Here is a 20,153-nt window from a genome sequence, read left to right on the forward strand (position 1 = left end):
GCTCCTATTTCGCATAGCCCCAAGCCGCAGGCGGCTCGGTGACAGGTTGAGATAAATCAACGGCCACCACAAACTCGCGACCCGGACGGGTAAGCTCGTAATACATGGTTTCGTCTTCGAAGGAAATGATCCAGGTATTGGCGGTGGAGACATCAAGACCATTTTCGATAAACAACGCTTTACTTGCCTCATCCACCGGGAAGGCCTGCATATCAGGACTGCCAATGGCCACGGTCTGGCCACCATAAGGCGACACCGCGTCCGGCGTGCCATCTTCATGTAAATGAATGTGCTGGAAGTCGATGCCATCGGTGGTCCGGGTCAGCACCCAGGTGCGGGAGCGATCTTCACCGACGTGCAAAGGCATACGGATAACATTCGCTTCGCAATCACGGATGTGGACGACGAGATCCTGCTGCCAGGTTTCGCTCGGTTGATTATCCGCAACGATTTCAGCGGCGTAAGCGTTGCCGCAATAGGGGGTAAATTTAGCCATAAAGGCGTCCTGTGGATCCGCAGCCTGGGGCTGACACGCGGTGATACCGATCAGGCTGCCAAGGATAATCAAAGGACGGAAAAACTGTGATGAAGTTGACATGCAACTATCCTAACTTAAGAGTGTGTGCTCATAATGTGCCATAACTTATGCGAAAAAGCATGATGAAAGAACAGGCACAAATTGGCATCATCAGTGTGCATCGTGCGATAATGCCGCAACTTAAAGATTGAATGGGAATCACAGCATGCGAGTTTATCAAAACGTATTGGAAATGATTGGCAACACGCCAATGGTCAAAGTCAGCAATATCGATACCGGCCCCTGTGAGTTGTATTTAAAATTAGAAAACTTAAACCCGGGCGGTTCGATTAAAGACAGAATTGCGGTCAGTATGATCGAAGCGGCCGAGCAGTCTGGTGATTTAAAACCGGGCATGACGATCATCGAGGCCACTGCGGGCAATACCGGTTTAGGTCTGGCTTTGGTTGCCGCAAGTAAAGGCTATCCGTTACAAATCGTGATGCCTGATAAAATGTCATCTGAGAAAGTGAATAACCTTAAAGCTATGGGCGCGGAGGTGCTGCGCACCCGCTCGGACGTGCAAAAAGGGCATCCGGAATATTATCAGGATGTCGCTGCGCGTTTAGCTAAAGAGCACGGCTACTTCTACGTGAACCAGTTTACCAACGACGCCAATGTGACTGCACATTATGAGACCACAGGTCCTGAGATCTGGAATCAGATGGAAGGCAATCTTGATGCGTTCGTTTGTGGGGTAGGCTCAGGTGGTACCTTAACTGGCGTCGGTCGTTATTTACGTGAACAAAACCCGGATGTGGATTTGGTGCTGGCGGATCCGGAAGGCTCGATTCTCGAACCTTTGGTCAATCGCGATGAAACCGTAGAAGCCGGAAGCTGGTTGGTAGAAGGCATTGGCGAAGACTTTATTCCAGATATTTGTGAAATCAAGCTCGCCAACAAAGCCTATGCCGTAAGCGATAAAGATGCCTTCCAAACGGCCCGGCAACTGCTGGTCAAAGAGGGCGTTATGGTGGGGTCTTCAAGTGGCACGCTGATCACTGCGGCACTACGTTATTGCCGCGACCAAACCGAACCGAAACGTGTCGTAACTTTAGCCTGTGATACCGGCAATCGTTACCTCTCGAAACTATACAATGATGAGTGGATGGCCGCTCAAAATCTGCTGGAGGAGTAAGCATGGCGGACGCCAAGAAGATGAAATTTGCAACCAAAAGTATTCACGGCGGACAATCACCTGAGCCAGCTACTGGCGCGGTGATGCCACCGATTTTTACCAGCTCAACCTATATTCAGGAAAGCCCGGGTGTGCACAAAGGGTTTGAGTACTCGCGTTCACACAATCCAACACGATTTGCCTGGGAGCGCGCCGTAGCAAGCCTGGAAAATGGTAGCCGCGGATTCGCTTTTGGCTCGGGTATGGCTGCTACTTCGACCATTATGGAAATCCTTAATAGTGGCGATCATGTGGTGGCGATGGATGACCTTTACGGCGGCACTTTCCGCTTGTTTGATAAGGTGCGCGGACGTTCTGCGGGCTTGGAATTCTCCTATGTTGACCTCAGTGACATGGGCGAAGTTAAAGCAGCTATCACTGAAAAAACCCGGATGATTTGGGTCGAGACACCAAGTAATCCGATGTTAAAGCTGGTGGATATTGAAGCCATCGTAGCGATTGCGAAACAGCACAACATCATTGTGGTGGTCGATAATACCTTTGCGACACCTTATAACCAGCTGCCGCTCGATATGGGTGCGGATATTGTCATGCACTCAGCTACGAAATACCTCAATGGTCACTCAGACATGGTCGGTGGCATTGCGGTGGTGGGTGATAATGAAGAGCTGGCTGAGCAAATGGCGTTTTTACAAAACTCAGTGGGCGCGGTAGCCGGACCTTTTGATAGCTACCTGGCATTGCGCGGTGTGAAAACCCTCGCCTTGCGGATGAAACAGCACAATGAAGCAGCGTTGACCATCGCTAAATGGCTTGAGCAACACCCAGCGGTGGAGAAAGTTATCCATCCGGGCCTGACGAGTCATCCGCAACATGAGCTGGCGAAAAAGCAGATGTCTGGCTTTGGCGGGATGATCTCAATCCTGTTAAAAGGCGACATCGAAAAAGCACGCACTTTCCTCGAGAAAGTCGAGATTTTTGCCCTTGCGGAAAGTCTGGGTGGAGTGGAAAGCCTGATTGAACATCCGGCGATTATGACCCACGCATCGATTCCAAAAGAGAACCGCGAGAAACTCGGTATTCTGGATAATTTCGTGCGAATTTCGGTGGGTATTGAAGACGTAGATGACTTGATTGCTGATCTGGATCAGGCGCTAACTGACTGATAATACAGGTCCATTTACATTCTTTTACAATTGAATGAAGTTACGGTAGGCTTACTCAACAATTATTAGAAACACAAAAACAAGGGTTATCTTATGCCTCTTAGCCTGTTCTTATTACAAGGTTTAGTGGCGGCATTGTTGTTTTATGTGCTGGTCGGTCAACACCATCGCCAGCCGTTGTGGAGTATGCTTGCCGTTCTAATTTGTGGAATGATTCCACCGATCAATTGGGCACTATTGATGGTTGCTGTTGGCGTCCGCATGTGGCGTCGACCTGCAACTATGATGACTGTTAAACATTAGCTTGAGTAAAGATTCATTATGAGCTCTGTCGATTCTGCAGTACGACCATTTCATCTCGCCATTCCTGTCGATAACATCGCCCGTGCGCGTGAGTTTTATGGCGACGTACTCGGCTGTAGTGAAGGCCGCAGTGCCGAAGAATGGGTGGACTGGGATTTTTACGGCCATCAGCTGGTTACCCATCTGGCACCTGAACAAACGGGTGTTGCGCATCATAATCCGGTCGATGGGCATGCCGTTCCAGTGCCGCACTTTGGCGTGGTGCTGACAATGGAAACCTGGCGTGAATTAGCCGATCGCGTTGCCGCGAAGGGCATTCAATTTGTCATCGAACCTCATGTGCGCTTCGCTGGCAAGCCCGGTGAGCAGGCGACCATGTTTTTCTACGATTACAGTGGCAACGCACTCGAATTTAAAGCGTTCAAAGACTTGTCACAGCTGTTCGCTTCCTGAAACAGCTAGTGGGTTACTCGCGAGGCGGGACGTTGCCGCCGCTAATGATGACGCCCACCTGTTTTTCTGCAAAGATTTCAGGATAGCGCTTAAGTGCAGCAATAGTTGTCGCTGATGAAGGCTCTATCCACATTCCTGTACATTCCTTAACGAGCTGCTGAGCGGCTTCCACTTCCTGATCCGACACCAGCAAAACATCGGTGACTTGCTCCTGTAAGATCGCAAAGGTGTGTTTGCCCAGGCTGGTTAACAGACCGTCACAAATACTTTTCGGTGGCATTGCCGGTTGAATTTCACCACGCTCCAGCGACTGCTTGCCATCGGCAGCAAGCTCTGGCTCCACGCCATAACAAAAGGTGTCGAAATGCGTCGCAACCAGGCAACTGCCACTTAACAGACCGCCGCCGCCAAGCGGCGCCACCAGCCCCCATAAGCGTGGGTAAGCTTCGAGCAACTCCAACGCCGCGGTACCCTGTCCGGCAATGATGTCTGGATGATCGTAGGGCGGTATAATGATGGCACCTTGTGCCCGGTGTTCTGCTAAAAAGGCCTCGCGCGCCTCCATACCCGGCTCAATAGGTATGATCTTTGCGCCGTAACGCACCATATTGCTGCGCTTTAACGGCGATGCGTTGCTGGCGACGCCAACGGTTACTTCGACGCCGAGCATTTTGCCGGCGCAGGCAAGGGCGGCACCATGATTGCCGGAGGATACGGTGATGACCCCCTGGGAGCGTTGCTCTGGAGCAAGTTGCAATAAGGCATTACAGGCCCCACGAAATTTGAACGCGCCACTTTTTTGCAGGTTTTCACATTTCAAATACACTTGACAGCCCAACGCGGCATCAAGTTCATCCGACCGTTTTACCGGAGTACGCAGTGCGCGGGCGGCGATCCGGTCGGCGGCTGCGGCAATCGCTTCAAAAGTCATCATGCAGTTATCTGATACTTAGGTATTTGCGAACAGATTACATGGAATTCGTCACGAGTGCTATGATGTGGCCATGACCAACACAGGACAAGGATTAATGGACGTTACATGCTGAATACTTTCCAACGTTTTCGCGAACTCAATTTCAATTTTCAGGTATTGGCTGCGCTTTATCTGTGTGAACGTATGTACCCGAACTACGAACTGTTTCATCAGGTGACCGGATTTGGCGACCCTAAGCCGTTGCGTGGCGCCTTGAATGCGTGCTGGGACTGGAGCTGGCAGGGCAAAAAAGTGAAGGTTAACTTTGCCCGTTGGCAGGAAAAGATCGATGACGTTACCCCAAGTGAATATGGCCATGACATGCTGGGGGTTTATCCGGCGATGGATGCCTGCACCGCAATCAGTACCATGCTGGAAAGTTTGCTGGATCCAAAAACGGCCGATCTGGTCAGTGTAGCGAAAGTTTCGCAGGCGAGTGTGGCCAAGTTTCTAGAGCTGACAGAAGGCGCTGAACTTGAAGCTGAAGCACGCCGCGAGCTGGTACGTGAGCATGAGCTGGCTGTTTATGAAGTGGAGGTGCAGCAAGCTCTGCTCGACTTCCTGGAAGCAATGCAGCGCTCAGCCGACGCACCGACGCAGATGATGGTACGGCAACTGCAGGAGATGGTGGTGACCGAGGGCATTACCAATATTGGCATGGAACGTGACAGCGAGAGTTAGTCTCGCTGCTGCCGGTGCGGCTGGTCCTGGACGATGGCCAGCCAGCCGACCACCCCGAAAAAAATGATTTGCCAGTAGTCACCGCGACGCCACTGAATATGCTCCCGATAAACAGTGGCAAACATCAGCAACTGGAGCAGGTGCAGGGTGACCAGAATAAACAACAAAATTAAAAACAGCGGAAAGCCTTTACCGGGAAAAGGCCAGACGATATTGGCCAGCATAGCACCCCAAATAATGGCGAAAACACTACGGCCAACCCAGACTAAAGCACTCATGTAAGATCCTCTTCTGCAGCAACTGTGAATAAGCGATAACAGACCTGCCCGGCTAATTTTTCCCGTTCCAGACGCCAGTTTGCCGGCACTTTTAACGGCCACTCTTTCTCTGTTTCCAGATAAATAAGACTGCCTGAGTGAATCAGCTGCTGTTGCTGCAATAAAGCACAGGCTGGTGCTGCGAGATCGCTGTGAAAGGGTGGGTCGACAAAGACGATGTCAAAGGGCGGCATTTGGGCTTGCGTCAGCCATTGCAACGCATCGGCCTGGGCCACAGTTGCGCTGCCATGGCACTGGTCATTCAAAGCGCGGGTGTGCTCTGTTAACAGAGCTGCAGCCGTCGCATTACGTTCGATCAGGGTCACTTCACTTGCGCCTCGCGACAGAGCTTCTAAACCCAGCGCACCGGTTCCGGCAAACAGATCCAGACAACGGCGTTGGGGCAGTTCGAATTGCAGCCAGTTAAACAGGGTTTCGCGCACCCGATCGGTGGTGGGGCGTAGCCCTGGCAGATCAGCAACAGCAAGTTTGCGGCCGCGTAACCGGCCGCCGATGATGCGCAGCTGACCAGCTGCTCCGCGGCTGCCGCTTTTCTGCTTGTTTGAAGTGCGACCCATGCTAAAGTAGCCCTCGGATTGACTGATTTGGCGCAGTGAGTTGGCGTTGGCAAGATGCCGACCGCCAGTGTACGTGTTAAACTGCCGCCATTGTAAACTGAGTCGCAGCGAACTTCCAAAGGTAAACAAGGCATGGCTAAAGGATCATTTTTTTCGCGGTTCCTGAAAAAGAAAGACGACAAGCACGAGCAGTCTGAGGAACCGGAGGTCGAACAACAAGATGAGGCGGATGCTGATGCAGAGGCAGAGGCACCCGAACCTGAGACATCGGTAGCGGAACTGGTCGCGCCGGATGCAACGGAAATTTGCGCCCAGGTGACCGCCGAAAGCCGTGCTGCGCAGCTTAAACCAGAACCAGAACCAGAACCAGAGCCAGAGCCAGAACCAGAGCCAGAACCAGAACCAGAACCAGAACCAGAGCCAGAACCAGAACCAGAGCCAGAGCCTGCCCAAGAGCAATCTAAACCGAGCCTGTGGCAACGCCTGACCACGGGGCTGAAAAAGACGTCGACCGCTATTGGCGATGGGCTGTGGGGCATCTTCAAAGACAAAAAAATTGATGATGAGCTGTTTGAAGACCTGGAAACCCAGCTGCTGACGGCCGATATTGGTGTACCCACCACCATGCGCATCGTGGAGCGTCTGACCGAGCAAGCCGATCGCCGGCAGCTCAAGGATGCCGAAACTCTCTATCAGTTATTGCAAGACGACATGGTCGAAATCTTACAGGAAGTCGAGCAACCATTGACGATTCCAGCTAAGCAGCAAGGCCCTTATGTGATCTTAATGGTTGGCGTGAACGGCGTCGGTAAGACCACCACTATCGGTAAACTCGCACAACAATTGCGCCGTGAAGGCAAGTCCGTGATGCTGGCCGCAGGCGATACTTTTCGTGCCGCGGCGGTTGAACAGTTGCAGGTGTGGGGGGAACGCAATGACATTCCAGTGATTGCGCAACATACCGGTGCCGACAGCGCGTCGGTCATTTACGATGCGGTAGCGGCCGCAAAAGCACGTAATGTTGACGTGCTTATCGCTGATACTGCCGGACGCCTGCAGAACAAAGCGCACCTGATGGACGAACTGAAAAAAGTCGTGCGGGTAATGAAGAAACTCGACGAAAATGCGCCCCATGAAGTGATGTTGACCCTTGATGCCGGAACTGGGCAAAATGCCATTAGTCAGGCGAAACTATTTACCGAAGCCGTGGGCGTGACAGGTATTACCTTAACCAAGCTCGATGGTACCGCGAAAGGCGGGGTGATCTTCGCTATAGCGGATCAGTTCAAGCTGCCGATCCGCTATATTGGTGTCGGCGAAGGCATTGATGATTTACGACCTTTTGCCGCTAAGCCCTTTGTCCAGGCACTGTTTCAGCGTGCCATTGAGGAACCGCAGCAGCAATGATCAAATTTGAGCAAGTCAGCAAAGTCTATCCTGGTGGTTTTCAGGCTCTGAAAAATGTCAGTTTTCACATTGAGCCAGGGGAAATGGCCTTTTTGACCGGGCACTCCGGTGCAGGCAAAAGTACCGTGCTGAAGCTCATTAGTATGATGGAGCGGCCCACCGCGGGACGGGTGATGATCAACGGTCACGACCTGAAGCGCATTGAGCGTAAGCAAATTGCCTATGCACGACGTGATATCGGCATGATCTTTCAGGACCACCGGCTGCTGATGGATCGCACGGTATTCGATAATGTTGCATTACCCCTGATGATTGAGGGGTACAGTCTCGCCGAGGCGCGCAAGCGTGTGCAAGCCGCACTTGAGAAAGTCGGGCTAGGCGATAAGGTCCGGCATTATCCGCAAATGCTCTCGGGCGGCGAACAACAGCGGGTAGGTATTGCCCGGGCGGTGGTGAATAAGCCACCGTTGCTGTTGGCAGATGAACCCACTGGTAATCTTGACCCGAAGCTCTCTGGCGAGATCATCAAGCTGTTTGAAGATTTCAATCGGGTCGGCGTTTCAGTGCTTATCGCGACGCACGATCTGGGTTTGATTGCCCGTTTACGTTACCGCACCTTAAACCTCAAAGAAGGTCGCATGATTAACGACGGCCTGACGGAGGAAGCGTTATGAGTGTGCTGTTTCGCTCCCGTCAGCAAGGCGCTCAGCAGGTCAAAATATCGGGCATGCGACGCTTTCTCATGTTCTGGGTCCATCACATTCAGCAATGTATCGGCAGTCTTGGTGAGCTGGCGCGCTATCCTTTCGCATCATTGATGACGATGGCGGTGCTTGGACTCAGCCTGACGTTACCAGCGACTTTGTATGTGATCGTAAAAAATACTGATGATGTGGGCGCGAACTGGCAACAGGCCTCGGAAATCACCCTGTTTTTACGGCAGCAACTCACCCAGCAGGAAGTGCAGACTTTTAGTAAGCGTACCGAACTGGCTGAAGAGGTCGAAGCCGTGCGCCTGATTGACAAAGAGCAGGGACTGGCCGAATTTCGCCAGCGTTCTGGCTTCGGCGAGGCCTTAGATACCCTGAGCAGCAACCCGTTGCCGAATGTTCTGATCGTGATTCCGCGCGAGGGCTTTCGCACCCCAGCTGCCGCCGAAGCATTGGTTCGCAAATTCAGTGAGCAGCGCGAAGTCGAGCAGGCGCGCCTTGATCTTGGCTGGTTACAGCGGTTCCAGGCCATTGTGAATCTGGTCAGAGACGGTTTTCTGGCCCTGGCGCTGTTGCTTTGTGTCGCTGTTATCCTGATTGTTGGCAATACCATTCGCCTGAATATCAGTAGCAAACGTGACGAAATCATGGTGATGAAGCTGGTGGGGGCGACGGATGCCTATATCCAGCGACCGTTCTTGTACACCGGCGTCTGGTATGGTCTGGTGGGCGGCATCATTACCTGGCTGGCGACCGGAGCCTTGTTGTGGTGGCTCAGTGGTGCAGTGCGCGATATCGCTGATCTTTATGATAGCGAATTTCGTTTAACTGGTCTGAATCTGACGGAAATGGCGGTGGTCTGGGGGATTGCTATCGGACTGGGGTTAGTGGGTTCGTATATTGCGGTAAGAAAACACGTGAGTGCTATTGAACCGCGCTAATTTATCCCCCATGTAAGTTTTATGAAGATCATTAGGATCCCATTGTCAGCAGCGTCAGATTTGCTAGAATGAGGGAACTTCTCAGGCTGTATAAGGTCTGATTGTGTGACTGCAGAATCAATTCACAGGTGCAGTTACCTGCAAAAGAGGATGTTGTTGAATGAGTACTGAAATGACAAATATGGCACTAGCGGTCCCGCAAAGCGGCGGAAGCCTTGAGGCCTATATTCAGTCGGTCAATCGCATTCCAATGCTCACTGCTGAGGAAGAGAATCAGCTGGCGGTTCGATTAACCGAAGAAAATGATTTAGAAGCTGCACGTAAGCTGATCATGTCGCACTTGCGCTTTGTGGTGCATGTGGCACGTAGCTATTCCGGTTACGGCTTGCCGCAGGCAGATCTGATCCAGGAAGGTAATATCGGTCTGATGAAAGCCGTGCGTCGCTTCGACCCATCGGTGGGTGTGCGCCTGGTATCATTCGCAGTTCACTGGATTAAAGCAGAAATTCACGAGTACGTGCTGAAAAACTGGCGCGTAGTTAAGGTTGCAACCACGAAAGCGCAACGCAAATTGTTCTTCAACTTGCGTAAAATGAAAAAGCGTCTGGGGTGGTTCACCCATGAAGAAGTAAGCACAGTCGCTGAAACTTTGGGCGTCAGCACCAAAGAAGTGATGGAAATGGAAGCGCGCATGAGTGCTCATGACCAGGCGTTCGAATTAAGCTCGGACGATGATGATGCACGTGAAGGCGGCAACTATTCACCAGCACAGTATTTAGAAGACAAACGTTCTGATCTCGCTGAAGAAGTTGAGCAGGAAGAGTGGCAGGCACACACGCAAAAACGCCTTTTCTCTGCAATTAACACCCTTGATGAGCGCAGTCAGGACATCGTTCGTGCCCGTTGGCTGGACGATAACAATAAAACCACTTTGCAAGAGCTTGCCGACAAATACGAAGTTTCTGCGGAGCGGGTCCGTCAGCTTGAAGCAAACGCGATTAAAAAGCTGCGTATGGCGATGGCCTAAGGCGTGCAATGCCGCGCCGGCTGTGGTGCCTGTTGTATCGCACCGTCAATAAGTTCAGCAATACCAGGGATGCCAGCCGGGAAACCAGCTGGCATTCGTTGTATTCACCTCACTGAAAATCATCTCTGTGGCATTTTCGGTCATCCTGATCGGCCGCAAGTCTGCGCGGATTTTGACGCCGAACCTTCGATCTGCGGAAGTCACCGCGATGAAGCCTTGATCTTACTGACCCGACTGGAAGCGGAGACGTCCTGAGACATTACCGGGGTGTTGGCAGGAGCTCAGACAAGTACACCAGCTCGACCTGTCCCTGTTCGGCAAGCTGCGGTAAATGCTGTTGCAGAAACTCCAGAGTCGCTGGGTAGGGATGCCCGATAGCCACAGCGAAGCCCTGTTCTGCGGCGATATCAAGCAGCCGCGACCACTCCTTCTTGATAGCCTCCAGATGCGGCTCATTATCCAGGAAAACGTGGCGCCTTAATGCGGGGATACCTGCTGTCCGGGCAAGCTCCTCTGCTTGTGTCGCAGTGGTCGTCCGGCTATCAAGAAAGTAAAGCTGGCGCGCGGTCAGTTCCTTCATTAACAGCTGCATCGGCGCAACTTCCGCAGTCAATCGACTGCCCTGATGATTGTTAAGACCTTTAGCCTGGGGCAGGCGGGAAAATGCGGCGTTTAAGGTCGCAATAAACTGCGCGGGCGTATCGAAGCGATCAAGTTCTCCCTGGCGCTGCTCATCGCGGTGCTCTGCCTGCATGGGCATATGAATGATCACTTCATGCCCTTGACGGGTTGCGCTCGTTGCCAGCGCTTCAGCTTTGGGGGTAAATGGCATGATCGCCAGAGTGACAGGAAAGGAGAGCTCGACAAAGTCGAAATGGTTCTGATGATGACCTAGGTCATCGATGACGATGGCAATTCGCGGCTGCACTGGCGGCTCGCCTTGCAGGGGAAGGGCCTGAGCAGGGGCTAATACCATGGCTGAGAGTAGGACAATAGCCGACCTGAGCGAAGTCATAAGTGCCATCAGCGGCACCACTGCGCGGGGTTCACCGCCTCGCCTTTGACTCGAATCTCAAGATAAAGCGCAGGGGATTCACGCCCGCCGCTTTGTCCCACCAGACCAATTTCCTCGCCGCGCCGCACCACTTCACCAACATTGGGCAAAATCGTCTGATTATGACCGTAAAGGCTCATATAACCGTCACCATGATCAAGTACCAGCAGCAGACCGTAGCCACGCATCCAGTTGGCAAAAATGACCCGGCCATCGGCAATAGCGCGCACCGGACTGCCAGCCGCTGCGTCAATTAAGGTACCTTTCCACTTGACCCCACCACTACGGGTGCGGCCAAAAAGATTCTGTACTTTACCTTGCGCTGGCCAGTTCAGGTCGCCCTTTAGCTTAGCCAGGCCATCCAACTGAGGCTCGTCGCGTAGCGCGGCGATAATTGCGGCCAGCACTTGCTCAAGCTCTTCCTGATCCTGCTGCAGCTGGGCGACCCGCGACTGATCCTGTTGTTGCTGTTGCTGCAAACGGCCGATGAGTTGTTGTTGCTCTTTTTGCTGTTCACGCAGCACGCCCTGTTGGCGTTTTTGCTCTTGCTGTTGCGCGGCAATGTCGTTGCGTGCGGCTGCGAGATCAGCCATCACCTGGGCTAGCTGTGCCTGAGTTGCCTTGAGTTCATCGAGCTTTTCTAAGCGGGCCCGGTTAAAGTAACCGTAGTAGCCGTGCAATCGTTCAAAATCGGCGGGATTCTCCTGATTCAGAACCAGTTTCAAAAAGTCGTGTTCACCAATGCGATAGGCCATATTGAGCTGCTTTGCCAGCCATTTGGCCTGTTGCCGTTGTTCTGACTCGAGGGTGGACTGTTGCTGTTCCAGCGCGCCAATACGCTGATTGGTTTGTGCCAGTCTGGCCGTTGTTTGCGCCAGTTCATTGGCGACCGTGCTGATTTGCATTTCCAGCTGCTGCAGCTCACGCTCGGTTAAGCTCATTTGTTTTGAGCGCTGCTCCATTGCCGATTGCCGCCGCTCCAGCTCCCGGCTGATGGCATCAATCCGCGCCTGAGTCTCAGCGGCATCCTCCGGGCGTGCTTGCTGCCAGCCCGCTGCTGTCGACGCAGAACTCGCCAACAGCAGGGATGCCAGGAACAGAAACGCCAGATTACGCCTCATTGCGGTCGCTTCATGAGTCAAGCGTAATAATGGATTTGCCGGTCATTTCCTCGGGCTGCGGCAGTCCAAGTAGATGTAGCAGCGTCGGCGCCACATCGGAAAGGATCCCGCCATCCCGGGCAGAGCCCGCGCGGCCAACGTAAATGAAGGGTACCAGCTCACTGGTATGGGCGGTGTGCGACTGCCCGGTCGAATGATCTTCCATCTGCTCGGCGTTGCCATGATCGGCGGTGATTACGCATTCGCCGCCCACTTCGCGTAACGCGGCTACCACTCGACCCACCGCGGCATCCACGGCTTCAATCGCTTTGACTGCCGCGGCAAAGTCGCCGGTGTGGCCGACCATATCACCATTTGGGTAATTGCAGACAATGACATCGTGCGCGCCACTCTTAATCGCCGCAACCAGCTTATCGGTCAGTTCGACACTGCTCATTTCTGGTTGCAGATCATAGGTTGCTACTTGCGGGGAAGGCACCAGTACACGGGTTTCGCCTTCGAATTCCTGCTCTCTGCCGCCGCTAAAAAAGAAAGTCACATGCGCATATTTCTCAGTTTCTGAGATGCGTAACTGGGTATAACCTTCTTTGCTTAGCCATTCGCCAAGCACGTTATCCAGGCTTTCTGGAGGAAAAGCTACTGTGCTGTTGATATCTTTCGCATATTCGGTCAGCGAGACAAAGCTTGCCAGGTTTGGCCGGCGGGTGATCTCGAAGCCGTTAAAATCTTCGCTTACAAAAGCATGGCTAAGCTGGCGGGCGCGGTCGGCCCGGAAGTTCATGAAGATAACACTATCGCCGTCCTGCATGGGCGCGGCGTCAGCCACGCGGGTAGGCTTCACAAACTCGTCATTTTCACCGCGCTCGTAGGCTTGCGCCAGGGCCTCGCTCGCGCTGGGCGCAGCGAAGGGAGCGCTACCATCGACCAAGAGTTGCCAGGCTTGTTCGATACGGTCCCAGCGTTTATCCCGATCCATCGCATAATAGCGGCCGCACAGGCTGGCAAAACGGCCAACACCGAGCTTGCTGAACAGCTGTTCAAAGCGTTCAAGGCTTGGTTTAGCCGAGCGCGGTGGAGTATCGCGACCGTCCAGAAAGCCGTGCACATAAACCTGCTTCGCGCCGCGCTGAGCGGCCATCTCGACCATTGCCAGCAGGTGCCGTTCGTGACTATGTACGCCACCCGGAGATAACAACCCCATAATATGCACTGCGCGTTCATTCGCTACCGCTTTATCGACGGCCTCAGTGAGCGCGGGATTAGCAAAGAACTCGCCATCATGGATGGCCTTGCTGACCCGGGTAAAGTCCTGGTAAACAACGCGGCCGGCGCCCAGATTGACATGGCCAACTTCGGAATTGCCCATCTGACCGTCGGGAAGACCCACCGACATGCCAGAACCGTCAACGAGTGTATGCGGGCATTCTGCCCATAACTTGTCCATGTTGGGCGTATTTGCCGCCGCTATGGCATTGTCATCGGTTGCTTCGCGGTGACCCCAGCCGTCTAAAATCAACAGCGCTAGGGGGGTATGTGGCTTCGCCATTGCACATCCTCACTTGGTTGTTGTGGGTAGTTCTTGATTGATCTTTAGTTTATGCGATTTTACGTCGCAACGCACCCGCTGTCGGTCGAAATGCCCCCAAATTTTACTGGTAACTGGCGTTTCAGCAGGTATACTCTGATGCTTGATTTTTTCAGTAGGAGTAGTGAGCAATCATGGAGCAAATCCTAGCCTTCGCAGCCGACCACTATTTGATGAGTATCTTATGGGTAGTGTTGCTAATCGCCCTCATCGTTTCTTATGTGCAGGCCGCAACGTCCAATGTTAAAGCGCTTACCCCGCAGCAGGCGACGCTGGAGGTCAACCGCAACGATGGCGTATTTGTCGATACCCGCTCGGTTGATGAATTTCGCAAAGGGCATATCCATGGCTCAGTCAATTTACCTGCTGAGCGGATCCGAAAAAATGACACTGCGGCACTTGAGAAATACAAATCTGCCCCCATCGTTGTGGTATGTGCAACTGGCATGACCGCAAAATCAGTGTCGCAAGAATTGACTAAAGCGGGCTATGAAAACGTTGCCTTATTACAAGGTGGAATTTCAGCCTGGAAAGGCGCAAGTTTTCCGCTCGTTAACAAATAACTCGTAAAACCAAATCGTTAATAGGAAGTATAACCATGGCTGATGAACAGCAAGTAAACGGCGCCGCTCAAGGCGAAGCGCAAGCACAACAAGAACAAGCATTCGCAATTCAGCGTATCTACACCAAAGATGTTTCTTTCGAAGCGCCGAATTCACCAGAGATCTTCCGTAAAGAATGGAAGCCTGAGTTAAACCTTGATCTGAACGTGAAAAACACCAAGCTGGAAGACAACACCTATGAAGTCGTGCTGAAAATCACCGCGACCAACAAGGTTGGTGAAGACGTTGCGTTTTTAGCTGAAGTTCATCAGGCCGGTATTTTTACTATTGCTGACTCGATTGAAGAAGCACAGCGCGCGCAATTGCTGGGTGCATTCTGCCCGAACATCTTGTTCCCATATGCACGTGAATGCCTGTCGAGCTTAGTAAGCCGTGCAACATTCCCACAATTGAACCTTGCGCCAGTAAACTTCGACGCAGTGTTCGCACAGCATATGCAACAGCAACAGCAGCAAGCTGAACAGCAAGCTGACGCGTAAGCAATCAGGTATAACGCTAACTCATGCGTGATACTCAAGTGACAGTGCTAGGAGCCGGTTCTTATGGAACCGCCCTGGCACTTTGTTTTGCGCGCAAGGGAAATCCAATTTGTCTTTGGGGCCGCGACGCAGAGCAAACCTCTTCTATGGCCGAGCAGCGGGAAAACAAACGCTACTTGCCAGGTATTCCTCTTCCTGATGCATTGACGGTCACCAGCGATCTTGCTGAAGCCGTTGCCGATGCCCGTAATATCGTGGTGGTCGTGCCCAGTAGTGGTTTTGCCCAGGTGCTGCATGATATCAAGCCATTGATCCGCAGTGACGCCCGCGTGGCGTGGGCGACCAAGGGCCTGGAGCCCGACACCGGCCGTCTGCTGTTTGAGGTTGCTGAAGAAATTCTGGGCAACGAACATGCACTGGCAGTGTTATCCGGACCTACTTTTGCGATGGAAATGGCAAAAGGTCTGCCGACGGCAATTTCCATGTCGTCAACGGACCCTGACTTTGTCCACGAGCTCTCGGAGTTATTGCACTGTAATCGCAGCTTCCGGGTCTACACTAACGATGACTTTATTGGTGTTCAGCTTGGTGGCGTGGTGAAAAACGTGATCGCTATAGGTGCCGGTATGGCCGATGGTATTGGCTTCGGCGCCAATGCGCGCACCGCACTGATCACTCGCGGTCTGGCCGAACTGACCCGACTGGGACTGGAACTCGGCGCTAAACCGGAAACCTTTACTGGCATGGCGGGCTTGGGCGACCTGATTTTAACCTGTACCGATAATCAGTCGCGAAATCGACGCTTCGGTCTCGCCCTGGGACAGGGCAAGTCTGTTGAACAGGCGATGAGCGATATTGGTCAGGCCATCGAAGGCTATCGTAACACTAAGGAAGTGGTGATGCTGGCCCGACGGCACGGCGTAGAAATGCCGATTTGTGAACAGATTTATGATGTTCTCTACGGCGATACCACGCCTCAGCAGGCGGCAATCAACCTGCTGAGCCGGGCGCGGACTTCAGAGTAATTGGTGGGCAATGGTTTGCCATTGCGCATCAAACTCGGTGGTCGGGGTCTGTTTAAACTCTGAGCGTACAAACTGCGCAATTTTGCCATCCGCATAAGCCATCAACAGGTTAGCCAGTACGGCTTCATCAAGACGGCTTTGTACGTTTTCCCGCAGGCGACGTTCCCGCAGCGCCTGCTTCAGGTTCGACTCAATTTTAGCGAACAGATTCTGCACCCGCGAGCGCAGACGATCATGCTCACCCATCAGGGCATCACCGGTCAAAATACGGGTAATACCCGGATTGCGTTCGACAAAGGTAAGGACCACTCGCAACATCATTTCGCAACGAATGAGGGTGTCTTTCTCGACTTCCATGACTTGATTGATGCGACTTAATACAGCTTCTTCGGTGAACTCAATGAGCCCCTCAAACATCCGTGCTTTGGACGGAAAATGGCGGTATAGGGCTGCCTCAGAGACGCCCAGTTCAGCAGCCAGGTTCTTGGTCGTGATCCGTTGACCCGGGCTGGTTTCCAGCATGGCGGCCAGCGTCCCTAAAATTTGCTCTTTACGATTCGGTTTCTTACTCGTCGTCATCGTTAACGTTCTCTCTTTATTCTTATGGGGCACGCAGTTACATCAGCGTGAAGTCTGTAATTCGTGTAGTTGGGTCAAAATTGCGTCGGCAATTTGCGCTTTTGGCGCGCGGCCGAGATCGCGTCGCTGCAACTCACCGTCTGCGTCATGCCAGAACAGGGTCATGGCGTTATCATCACTGTTAAAGCCGATACTTTTATCGCTGACGTCGTTAGCCGCAATGAGAGTGAGCTTTTTGCGTTTGAGCTTATCGGCAGCGTAGCGCGCAACATCCTGAGTTTCTGCGGCAAAACCTACACATACGGGAGGCTTTGCACGATGCGCGATGGTCGAAAGAATATCCGGAGTCCGCACCAGTTCAAGCTGGGTTGCGCCGTCCTGTTTCTTGATTTTTTGCTCCGCCACGCGGGCCAGGCGGTAGTCGGCAACGGCCGCACAGGCGATGAAAATATCATCCGCAGACACGGCTTCTTCAACGGCAGCCAACATCTCTTCGGCGCTCTCTACCGCGACCAATTTTGCCCCTTTTGGGGGTGTTAATTGCGTCGGGCCGGTCACTAAGGTCACCTGCGCGCCTGCGCGCAGGGCTTGTGTCGCCAGTGCATAGCCCATCTTGCCGGAACTATGATTACTCAGGTAGCGAACCGGATCGATGGCTTCGCGCGTCGGACCAGCGGTAATTACGATATGTTTTCCGGCAAAAGCACCCTTGCCCGGAGCTAACAGCTCAACCACGGCATCGCGCAATGCAATGGGTTCAGGCATGCGCCCAGCACCGAAGTCACCACAGGCTTGCGAGCCACTGGCGGGTTCGATGATATGAAAGCCAAGATCCTCAAGTTCGCGCATATTACGCTGCACCGAGCTGGCCGACCACATTTGTTGATTCATCGCCGGCGCCAGCATGACAGGTGCCGTGGTTGCTAAACACAGGGTGCTTAACAGATCGTCGGCAAAGCCATGGGCGAGGCGGGCAAGAGTGTTGGCACTGGCCGGTGCAATCAGGATCACATCGGCCCATTTGGCGAGTTCGATGTGGCCCATGGCCGCCTCCGCCGCCGGATCCAGCAGGTCATCGTGGACGCTATGGCCAGATACGGCTTGTAGTGTCAGCGGGGTAATAAAAGCATGTGCGCCTTTGGTCATAACCACCCGTACGATGGCGCCCACATCACGTAAGCGACGCACCAGGTCGGGGCTTTTATAGGCTGCAATACCGCCACTGACAGCAACCAGAACATGGCGTCCAGATAACGATTTGATAGGGGTTTCCGTCATAGTAAGTCCTCACCAATCCAGGTCCGTTAGCCTAGCACGAGATACTGTCTTTACGGAACTTTTAACATGCAGTTGATGAGCGAAGCGACCAACTTTTCACCATCACCCCCGAATCCAGACGTGTTTCACTGGTAATCTGACATTGGAATTGAGACAGCGAAGAGGTTCATGGAGGAACAATGAGTACAGTTAAAAATTGGCCAGCCCAGGAGCGCCCGCGAGAGAAGATGGCGGAGCTGGGCGTGAGCGCCTTAAGTGATGCCGAATTACTGGCAATATTACTGGGCACCGGGGTACGGGGCAAGGATGTGGTCACTTATGCGCGCGAACTGCTGCACGCGTTTGAGGGCATTGGCGGCATGCTGGCCGCCTCGACCAAAGAGCTGCTGCAACAGCCGGGGCTGGGGCCGGCGCGGGTGATGCAGTTGCAAGTGGTCATGGAAATTTCGCGACGTTATTTGGCCTGGCAGTTGCGGCGTGATGAAGGTTTTACCCAACCTGCCATGGTCCGTGACTATTTAACCGCTCAGTTACGCCATCAGCAAAGGGAGGTGTTCGTGGTGTTGCTATTAGACAGCCAGCACCGCTTACTAAAATACGTGGAGTTGTTTCATGGGACCATTAACGCAGCGCCGGTATACCCGCGTGAAATCATTAAACTGGTGATGCAACATAATGCCGCGGCGGTGATTTTAGCGCACAATCACCCCTCGGGCGTGGCCGAACCCAGTCAGGCGGATCAGCGGGTCACGGATCGTCTTAAAAATGCGCTGACAATGATCGATGTGGCATTGCTGGATCACTTTGTGATTGGGAGCGGGGAGCCAGTTTCGTTTGCCGAGCGCGGGCTATTGTAGTAGAGTAGCGCCACCATCAAGACGATCAGAAAAGATCAAAAAAACGCGTCGATCACTTGATTACCGAGTCGGATTACTGTATAAAATGCGCCCTCGGATTCAAGGCAAGGCCGCGATGGGCGACAGGCGAGCTTGAAGCAATTTTTGGAGTAAAAAACGATGTCACGAGTATGTCAAGTTACAGGAAAGCGTCCGGTTAGCGGAAACAACCGTTCACACGCGCGCAACGCGACCAAGCGTCGTTTCCTGCCAAACCTACAATCACACCGCTTCTGGGTTGAATCAGAAAAGCGTTGGGTGAAGCTGCGTATTACCACTAAAGGTATGCGTATTATTGATAAAAACGGTATCGACTCTGTGCTCGCGGATCTGCGCGCACGTGGCGAAAAAGTGTAAGGAATTAAACTATGCGCGATAAGATTCGTTTAGTATCTTCTGCCGGTACTGGTTATTTCTACACTACCGACAAGAACAAGCGTAACATGCCAGAAAAGATGGAAATCAAAAAGTTCGATCCCGTGGTTCGTAAACACGTGATGTTCAAAGAAGCTAAAATTAAGTAAGCTTCGTTCCAGCATGTTCTGAAAAACCCGACCTCGTGTCGGGTTTTTTGTTTTAACGGGTCGGATCGACGACGCCGCCAATACTCGTATTTAAACGATACCAGCCGGTAATGCTGAATCGATCACGGGCGCCGGGTAGCACCTCGTGCACGAACACATCACTTAAAAACACGACCAGCTTGCCAGCTTCCGGCAGCACGGTTTCAAGCACCTCTCCCCGTTCCCCATAAATCACCAGTTGACCGCCATCCTGTTCCTGCCAATCAGGATTCAGATAGAACACCGTGGTCAGAATGCGATTGCTGCGGCCCTTGAAAGCATCTAGATGTTTACGGTAAAAGGCGCCAGGTGGGTAGTGAGCGAGGTGACATTCATAATCGAACAGCCCCATAAAGAGTTCACGATTGAGCTCCAGGCGTAACTGATCCATCATCCTCAGGTAGGCGTTTTCGTAATGGTAGTCAGCCCGTAACCAGCGGATTTTATCCTGTCGAACCGCGCTGTTGGTGGTGTAATTGTCAGCCCGGCCAATGCCTGCCTGCTGCCATCCTTGCGCTGGCAAATTAAGGGCATAGTCGTAAAGTTGCTGGCAATGTTCGCGGGCAAGAAAGTTAGGTACAATGACATAGCCAGCCTGTGCCAGCTGGTCGACAGCGATCGACTCGGTGGCAAAATCAGCAACCGTTAGTACTGGTGGGGCAGTGGTCATCAGGTGGAG

At 52.9% G+C, this 20,153-nt stretch carries 25 protein-coding genes; 15 read left to right on the forward strand and 10 right to left on the reverse strand.

Annotated elements, in window-relative coordinates; translation table 11 throughout:
- Window positions 1–4: 4 nt before the first annotated feature.
- Window positions 5–598, reverse strand: coding sequence for a hypothetical protein (locus J6J28_RS00270; RefSeq protein WP_301719251.1), 594 nt, complete (start codon window positions 596–598; stop codon window positions 5–7).
- Window positions 599–743: 145 nt separating this feature from the next.
- Here J6J28_RS00270 and J6J28_RS00275 point away from each other — a divergent pair, with 145 nt between their 5' ends.
- The 3 genes from J6J28_RS00275 to J6J28_RS00285 all read left to right on the forward strand — a co-directional run bounded on the left by J6J28_RS00275 (window position 744) and on the right by J6J28_RS00285 (window position 3,637).
- Window positions 744–1,715, forward strand: coding sequence for a PLP-dependent cysteine synthase family protein (locus J6J28_RS00275; protein ID WP_301719252.1), 972 nt, complete (start codon window positions 744–746; stop codon window positions 1,713–1,715).
- A gap of 2 nt (window positions 1,716–1,717) precedes the next feature.
- Window positions 1,718–2,881 (forward strand): cystathionine gamma-synthase, encoded by a 1,164-nt coding sequence (locus J6J28_RS00280; RefSeq protein ID WP_301719254.1) that lies wholly within the window; start codon window positions 1,718–1,720, stop codon window positions 2,879–2,881.
- 321 nt (window positions 2,882–3,202) lie between these two features.
- Window positions 3,203–3,637, forward strand: coding sequence for a VOC family protein (locus J6J28_RS00285; protein ID WP_301719255.1), 435 nt, complete (start codon window positions 3,203–3,205; stop codon window positions 3,635–3,637).
- Between the two features lie 13 nt (window positions 3,638–3,650).
- Here J6J28_RS00285 and J6J28_RS00290 read toward each other — a convergent pair whose 3' ends face one another.
- Window positions 3,651–4,571 (reverse strand): threonine/serine dehydratase, encoded by a 921-nt coding sequence (locus tag J6J28_RS00290; RefSeq protein WP_301719256.1) that lies wholly within the window; start codon window positions 4,569–4,571, stop codon window positions 3,651–3,653.
- A gap of 105 nt (window positions 4,572–4,676) precedes the next feature.
- On the opposite strand from J6J28_RS00290, the gene J6J28_RS00295 reads away from it, so the two are divergent.
- Window positions 4,677–5,291: a YjaG family protein gene (locus J6J28_RS00295; protein ID WP_301719257.1), complete on the forward strand. Its 615-nt coding sequence runs from the start codon at window positions 4,677–4,679 to the stop codon at window positions 5,289–5,291.
- Here the strand turns inward: J6J28_RS00295 and J6J28_RS00300 are convergent.
- Complete coding sequence (locus J6J28_RS00300; RefSeq protein ID WP_301719258.1) at window positions 5,288–5,569, reverse strand: DUF1145 domain-containing protein; 282 nt, start codon at window positions 5,567–5,569, stop codon at window positions 5,288–5,290. The genes J6J28_RS00295 and J6J28_RS00300 overlap by 4 nt on opposite strands.
- Window positions 5,566–6,186 carry a 16S rRNA (guanine(966)-N(2))-methyltransferase RsmD gene (gene rsmD / locus J6J28_RS00305; RefSeq protein ID WP_301719259.1) on the reverse strand — a complete coding sequence of 207 codons (621 nt, stop codon included), beginning with the start codon at window positions 6,184–6,186 and terminating at the stop codon, window positions 5,566–5,568. Before rsmD ends, J6J28_RS00300 begins: the two co-directional genes overlap by 4 nt.
- 132 nt (window positions 6,187–6,318) lie before the next feature.
- On the opposite strand from rsmD, the gene ftsY reads away from it, so the two are divergent.
- From ftsY to J6J28_RS00330, 5 genes are all read left to right on the forward strand, one after another.
- Entirely contained in the window at window positions 6,319–7,593 is a 1,275-nt protein-coding gene (gene ftsY / locus J6J28_RS00310) for a signal recognition particle-docking protein FtsY (protein WP_301719260.1), read from the forward strand.
- On the forward strand, window positions 7,590–8,267 hold the full coding sequence (gene ftsE / locus J6J28_RS00315; RefSeq protein ID WP_301719261.1) for a cell division ATP-binding protein FtsE: 678 nt from the start codon (window positions 7,590–7,592) through the stop codon (window positions 8,265–8,267). Before ftsY ends, ftsE begins: the two co-directional genes overlap by 4 nt.
- Window positions 8,264–9,244, forward strand: a complete 981-nt coding sequence (gene ftsX / locus J6J28_RS00320; RefSeq protein WP_301719262.1) for a permease-like cell division protein FtsX — start codon at window positions 8,264–8,266, stop codon at window positions 9,242–9,244. Before ftsE ends, ftsX begins: the two co-directional genes overlap by 4 nt.
- Window positions 9,245–9,404: 160 nt before the next feature.
- Window positions 9,405–10,271, forward strand: a complete 867-nt coding sequence (rpoH, locus tag J6J28_RS00325) for an RNA polymerase sigma factor RpoH (RefSeq protein WP_301719263.1) — start codon at window positions 9,405–9,407, stop codon at window positions 10,269–10,271.
- A gap of 48 nt (window positions 10,272–10,319) precedes the next feature.
- Window positions 10,320–10,526 (forward strand): YkgJ family cysteine cluster protein, encoded by a 207-nt coding sequence (locus J6J28_RS00330; RefSeq protein ID WP_301720777.1) that lies wholly within the window; start codon window positions 10,320–10,322, stop codon window positions 10,524–10,526.
- A gap of 4 nt (window positions 10,527–10,530) precedes the next feature.
- Here the strand turns inward: J6J28_RS00330 and J6J28_RS00335 are convergent, their stop codons facing one another.
- The 3 genes from J6J28_RS00335 to gpmI are packed head-to-tail and all read right to left on the reverse strand — an operon-like array spanning window position 10,531 to window position 13,992.
- The gene (locus tag J6J28_RS00335) at window positions 10,531–11,295 is read right to left on the reverse strand and encodes a divergent polysaccharide deacetylase family protein (RefSeq protein WP_301719265.1); all 765 of its coding nucleotides are present in this window, start codon (window positions 11,293–11,295) and stop codon (window positions 10,531–10,533) included.
- Window positions 11,295–12,446 (reverse strand): murein hydrolase activator EnvC family protein, encoded by a 1,152-nt coding sequence (locus J6J28_RS00340; protein WP_301719266.1) that lies wholly within the window; start codon window positions 12,444–12,446, stop codon window positions 11,295–11,297. Before J6J28_RS00340 ends, J6J28_RS00335 begins: the two co-directional genes overlap by 1 nt.
- 10 nt (window positions 12,447–12,456) lie before the next feature.
- Window positions 12,457–13,992 carry a 2,3-bisphosphoglycerate-independent phosphoglycerate mutase gene (gpmI, locus tag J6J28_RS00345; protein WP_301719267.1) on the reverse strand — a complete coding sequence of 512 codons (1,536 nt, stop codon included), beginning with the start codon at window positions 13,990–13,992 and terminating at the stop codon, window positions 12,457–12,459.
- A 173-nt stretch (window positions 13,993–14,165) separates the two neighbouring features.
- On the opposite strand from gpmI, the gene J6J28_RS00350 reads away from it, so the two are divergent.
- Genes J6J28_RS00350 through gpsA form a run of 3 tightly spaced genes read left to right on the forward strand, consistent with a single transcriptional unit; the run spans window position 14,166 to window position 16,158 of the window.
- A complete protein-coding gene (locus J6J28_RS00350) occupies window positions 14,166–14,594 on the forward strand; it encodes a rhodanese-like domain-containing protein (RefSeq protein ID WP_301719268.1) in 429 nt (142 codons plus the stop codon).
- A gap of 35 nt (window positions 14,595–14,629) precedes the next feature.
- Complete coding sequence (gene secB, locus J6J28_RS00355) at window positions 14,630–15,133, forward strand: protein-export chaperone SecB (protein WP_301719269.1); 504 nt, start codon at window positions 14,630–14,632, stop codon at window positions 15,131–15,133.
- A gap of 23 nt (window positions 15,134–15,156) precedes the next feature.
- Window positions 15,157–16,158, forward strand: a complete 1,002-nt coding sequence (gpsA, locus tag J6J28_RS00360) for an NAD(P)H-dependent glycerol-3-phosphate dehydrogenase (protein WP_301719270.1) — start codon at window positions 15,157–15,159, stop codon at window positions 16,156–16,158.
- Here gpsA and slmA read toward each other — a convergent pair.
- Window positions 16,150–16,737: a nucleoid occlusion factor SlmA gene (gene slmA / locus J6J28_RS00365; protein ID WP_301719271.1), complete on the reverse strand. Its 588-nt coding sequence runs from the start codon at window positions 16,735–16,737 to the stop codon at window positions 16,150–16,152. The two genes, gpsA and slmA, sit on opposite strands and share 9 nt — an antisense overlap.
- Window positions 16,738–16,779: 42 nt before the next feature.
- Window positions 16,780–18,015, reverse strand: a complete 1,236-nt coding sequence (gene coaBC, locus J6J28_RS00370) for a bifunctional phosphopantothenoylcysteine decarboxylase/phosphopantothenate--cysteine ligase CoaBC (RefSeq protein ID WP_301719272.1) — start codon at window positions 18,013–18,015, stop codon at window positions 16,780–16,782.
- Between the two features lie 179 nt (window positions 18,016–18,194).
- Between coaBC and radC the strand changes: the two genes are divergently transcribed.
- The 3 genes from radC to rpmG all read left to right on the forward strand — a co-directional run bounded on the left by radC (window position 18,195) and on the right by rpmG (window position 19,435).
- Entirely contained in the window at window positions 18,195–18,872 is a 678-nt protein-coding gene (gene radC / locus J6J28_RS00375; protein ID WP_301719273.1) for a RadC family protein, read from the forward strand.
- A gap of 159 nt (window positions 18,873–19,031) precedes the next feature.
- Window positions 19,032–19,268: a 50S ribosomal protein L28 gene (gene rpmB / locus J6J28_RS00380; protein WP_126763405.1), complete on the forward strand. Its 237-nt coding sequence runs from the start codon at window positions 19,032–19,034 to the stop codon at window positions 19,266–19,268.
- An 11-nt stretch (window positions 19,269–19,279) separates the two neighbouring features.
- Window positions 19,280–19,435 carry a 50S ribosomal protein L33 gene (gene rpmG / locus J6J28_RS00385; protein ID WP_126763407.1) on the forward strand — a complete coding sequence of 52 codons (156 nt, stop codon included), beginning with the start codon at window positions 19,280–19,282 and terminating at the stop codon, window positions 19,433–19,435.
- Between the two features lie 52 nt (window positions 19,436–19,487).
- On the opposite strand, the gene J6J28_RS00390 is transcribed toward rpmG, so the two are convergent.
- Window positions 19,488–20,144, reverse strand: a complete 657-nt coding sequence (locus tag J6J28_RS00390) for a 2OG-Fe(II) oxygenase (RefSeq protein WP_301719275.1) — start codon at window positions 20,142–20,144, stop codon at window positions 19,488–19,490.
- Window positions 20,145–20,153: the final 9 nt, after the last annotated feature.

The sequence above is a fragment of the Pseudidiomarina terrestris genome, from assembly GCF_030466375.1.
In the GTDB taxonomy this organism is placed as follows: domain Bacteria; phylum Pseudomonadota; class Gammaproteobacteria; order Enterobacterales; family Alteromonadaceae; genus Pseudidiomarina; species Pseudidiomarina terrestris.

Excerpts from the sequence above, each read along its gene's own strand:
- ftsE (WP_301719261.1), top strand. The coding sequence starts at position 7,590 with ATGATCAAATTTGAGCAAGTCAGCAAAGTCTATCCTGGTGGTTTTCAG.
- secB (WP_301719269.1), top strand. The coding sequence starts at position 14,630 with ATGGCTGATGAACAGCAAGTAAACGGCGCCGCTCAAGGCGAAGCGCAA.
- J6J28_RS00270 (WP_301719251.1), bottom strand. The coding sequence starts at position 598 with ATGTCAACTTCATCACAGTTTTTCCGTCCTTTGATTATCCTTGGCAGC.
- J6J28_RS00300 (WP_301719258.1), bottom strand. The coding sequence starts at position 5,569 with ATGAGTGCTTTAGTCTGGGTTGGCCGTAGTGTTTTCGCCATTATTTGG.
- J6J28_RS00350 (WP_301719268.1), top strand. The coding sequence starts at position 14,166 with ATGGAGCAAATCCTAGCCTTCGCAGCCGACCACTATTTGATGAGTATC.
- J6J28_RS00280 (WP_301719254.1), top strand. The coding sequence starts at position 1,718 with ATGGCGGACGCCAAGAAGATGAAATTTGCAACCAAAAGTATTCACGGC.
- ftsX (WP_301719262.1), top strand. The coding sequence starts at position 8,264 with ATGAGTGTGCTGTTTCGCTCCCGTCAGCAAGGCGCTCAGCAGGTCAAA.
- ftsY (WP_301719260.1), top strand. The coding sequence starts at position 6,319 with ATGGCTAAAGGATCATTTTTTTCGCGGTTCCTGAAAAAGAAAGACGAC.
- J6J28_RS00340 (WP_301719266.1), bottom strand. The coding sequence starts at position 12,446 with ATGAGGCGTAATCTGGCGTTTCTGTTCCTGGCATCCCTGCTGTTGGCG.
- J6J28_RS00295 (WP_301719257.1), top strand. The coding sequence starts at position 4,677 with ATGCTGAATACTTTCCAACGTTTTCGCGAACTCAATTTCAATTTTCAG.
- coaBC (WP_301719272.1), bottom strand. The coding sequence starts at position 18,015 with ATGACGGAAACCCCTATCAAATCGTTATCTGGACGCCATGTTCTGGTT.
- J6J28_RS00335 (WP_301719265.1), bottom strand. The coding sequence starts at position 11,295 with ATGGCACTTATGACTTCGCTCAGGTCGGCTATTGTCCTACTCTCAGCC.
- J6J28_RS00285 (WP_301719255.1), top strand. The coding sequence starts at position 3,203 with ATGAGCTCTGTCGATTCTGCAGTACGACCATTTCATCTCGCCATTCCT.
- slmA (WP_301719271.1), bottom strand. The coding sequence starts at position 16,737 with ATGACGACGAGTAAGAAACCGAATCGTAAAGAGCAAATTTTAGGGACG.
- rpmG (WP_126763407.1), top strand. The coding sequence starts at position 19,280 with ATGCGCGATAAGATTCGTTTAGTATCTTCTGCCGGTACTGGTTATTTC.
- gpsA (WP_301719270.1), top strand. The coding sequence starts at position 15,157 with ATGCGTGATACTCAAGTGACAGTGCTAGGAGCCGGTTCTTATGGAACC.
- J6J28_RS00290 (WP_301719256.1), bottom strand. The coding sequence starts at position 4,571 with ATGATGACTTTTGAAGCGATTGCCGCAGCCGCCGACCGGATCGCCGCC.
- gpmI (WP_301719267.1), bottom strand. The coding sequence starts at position 13,992 with ATGGCGAAGCCACATACCCCCCTAGCGCTGTTGATTTTAGACGGCTGG.
- J6J28_RS00275 (WP_301719252.1), top strand. The coding sequence starts at position 744 with ATGCGAGTTTATCAAAACGTATTGGAAATGATTGGCAACACGCCAATG.
- rpoH (WP_301719263.1), top strand. The coding sequence starts at position 9,405 with ATGAGTACTGAAATGACAAATATGGCACTAGCGGTCCCGCAAAGCGGC.
- rpmB (WP_126763405.1), top strand. The coding sequence starts at position 19,032 with ATGTCACGAGTATGTCAAGTTACAGGAAAGCGTCCGGTTAGCGGAAAC.
- J6J28_RS00390 (WP_301719275.1), bottom strand. The coding sequence starts at position 20,144 with ATGACCACTGCCCCACCAGTACTAACGGTTGCTGATTTTGCCACCGAG.
- radC (WP_301719273.1), top strand. The coding sequence starts at position 18,195 with ATGAGTACAGTTAAAAATTGGCCAGCCCAGGAGCGCCCGCGAGAGAAG.
- rsmD (WP_301719259.1), bottom strand. The coding sequence starts at position 6,186 with ATGGGTCGCACTTCAAACAAGCAGAAAAGCGGCAGCCGCGGAGCAGCT.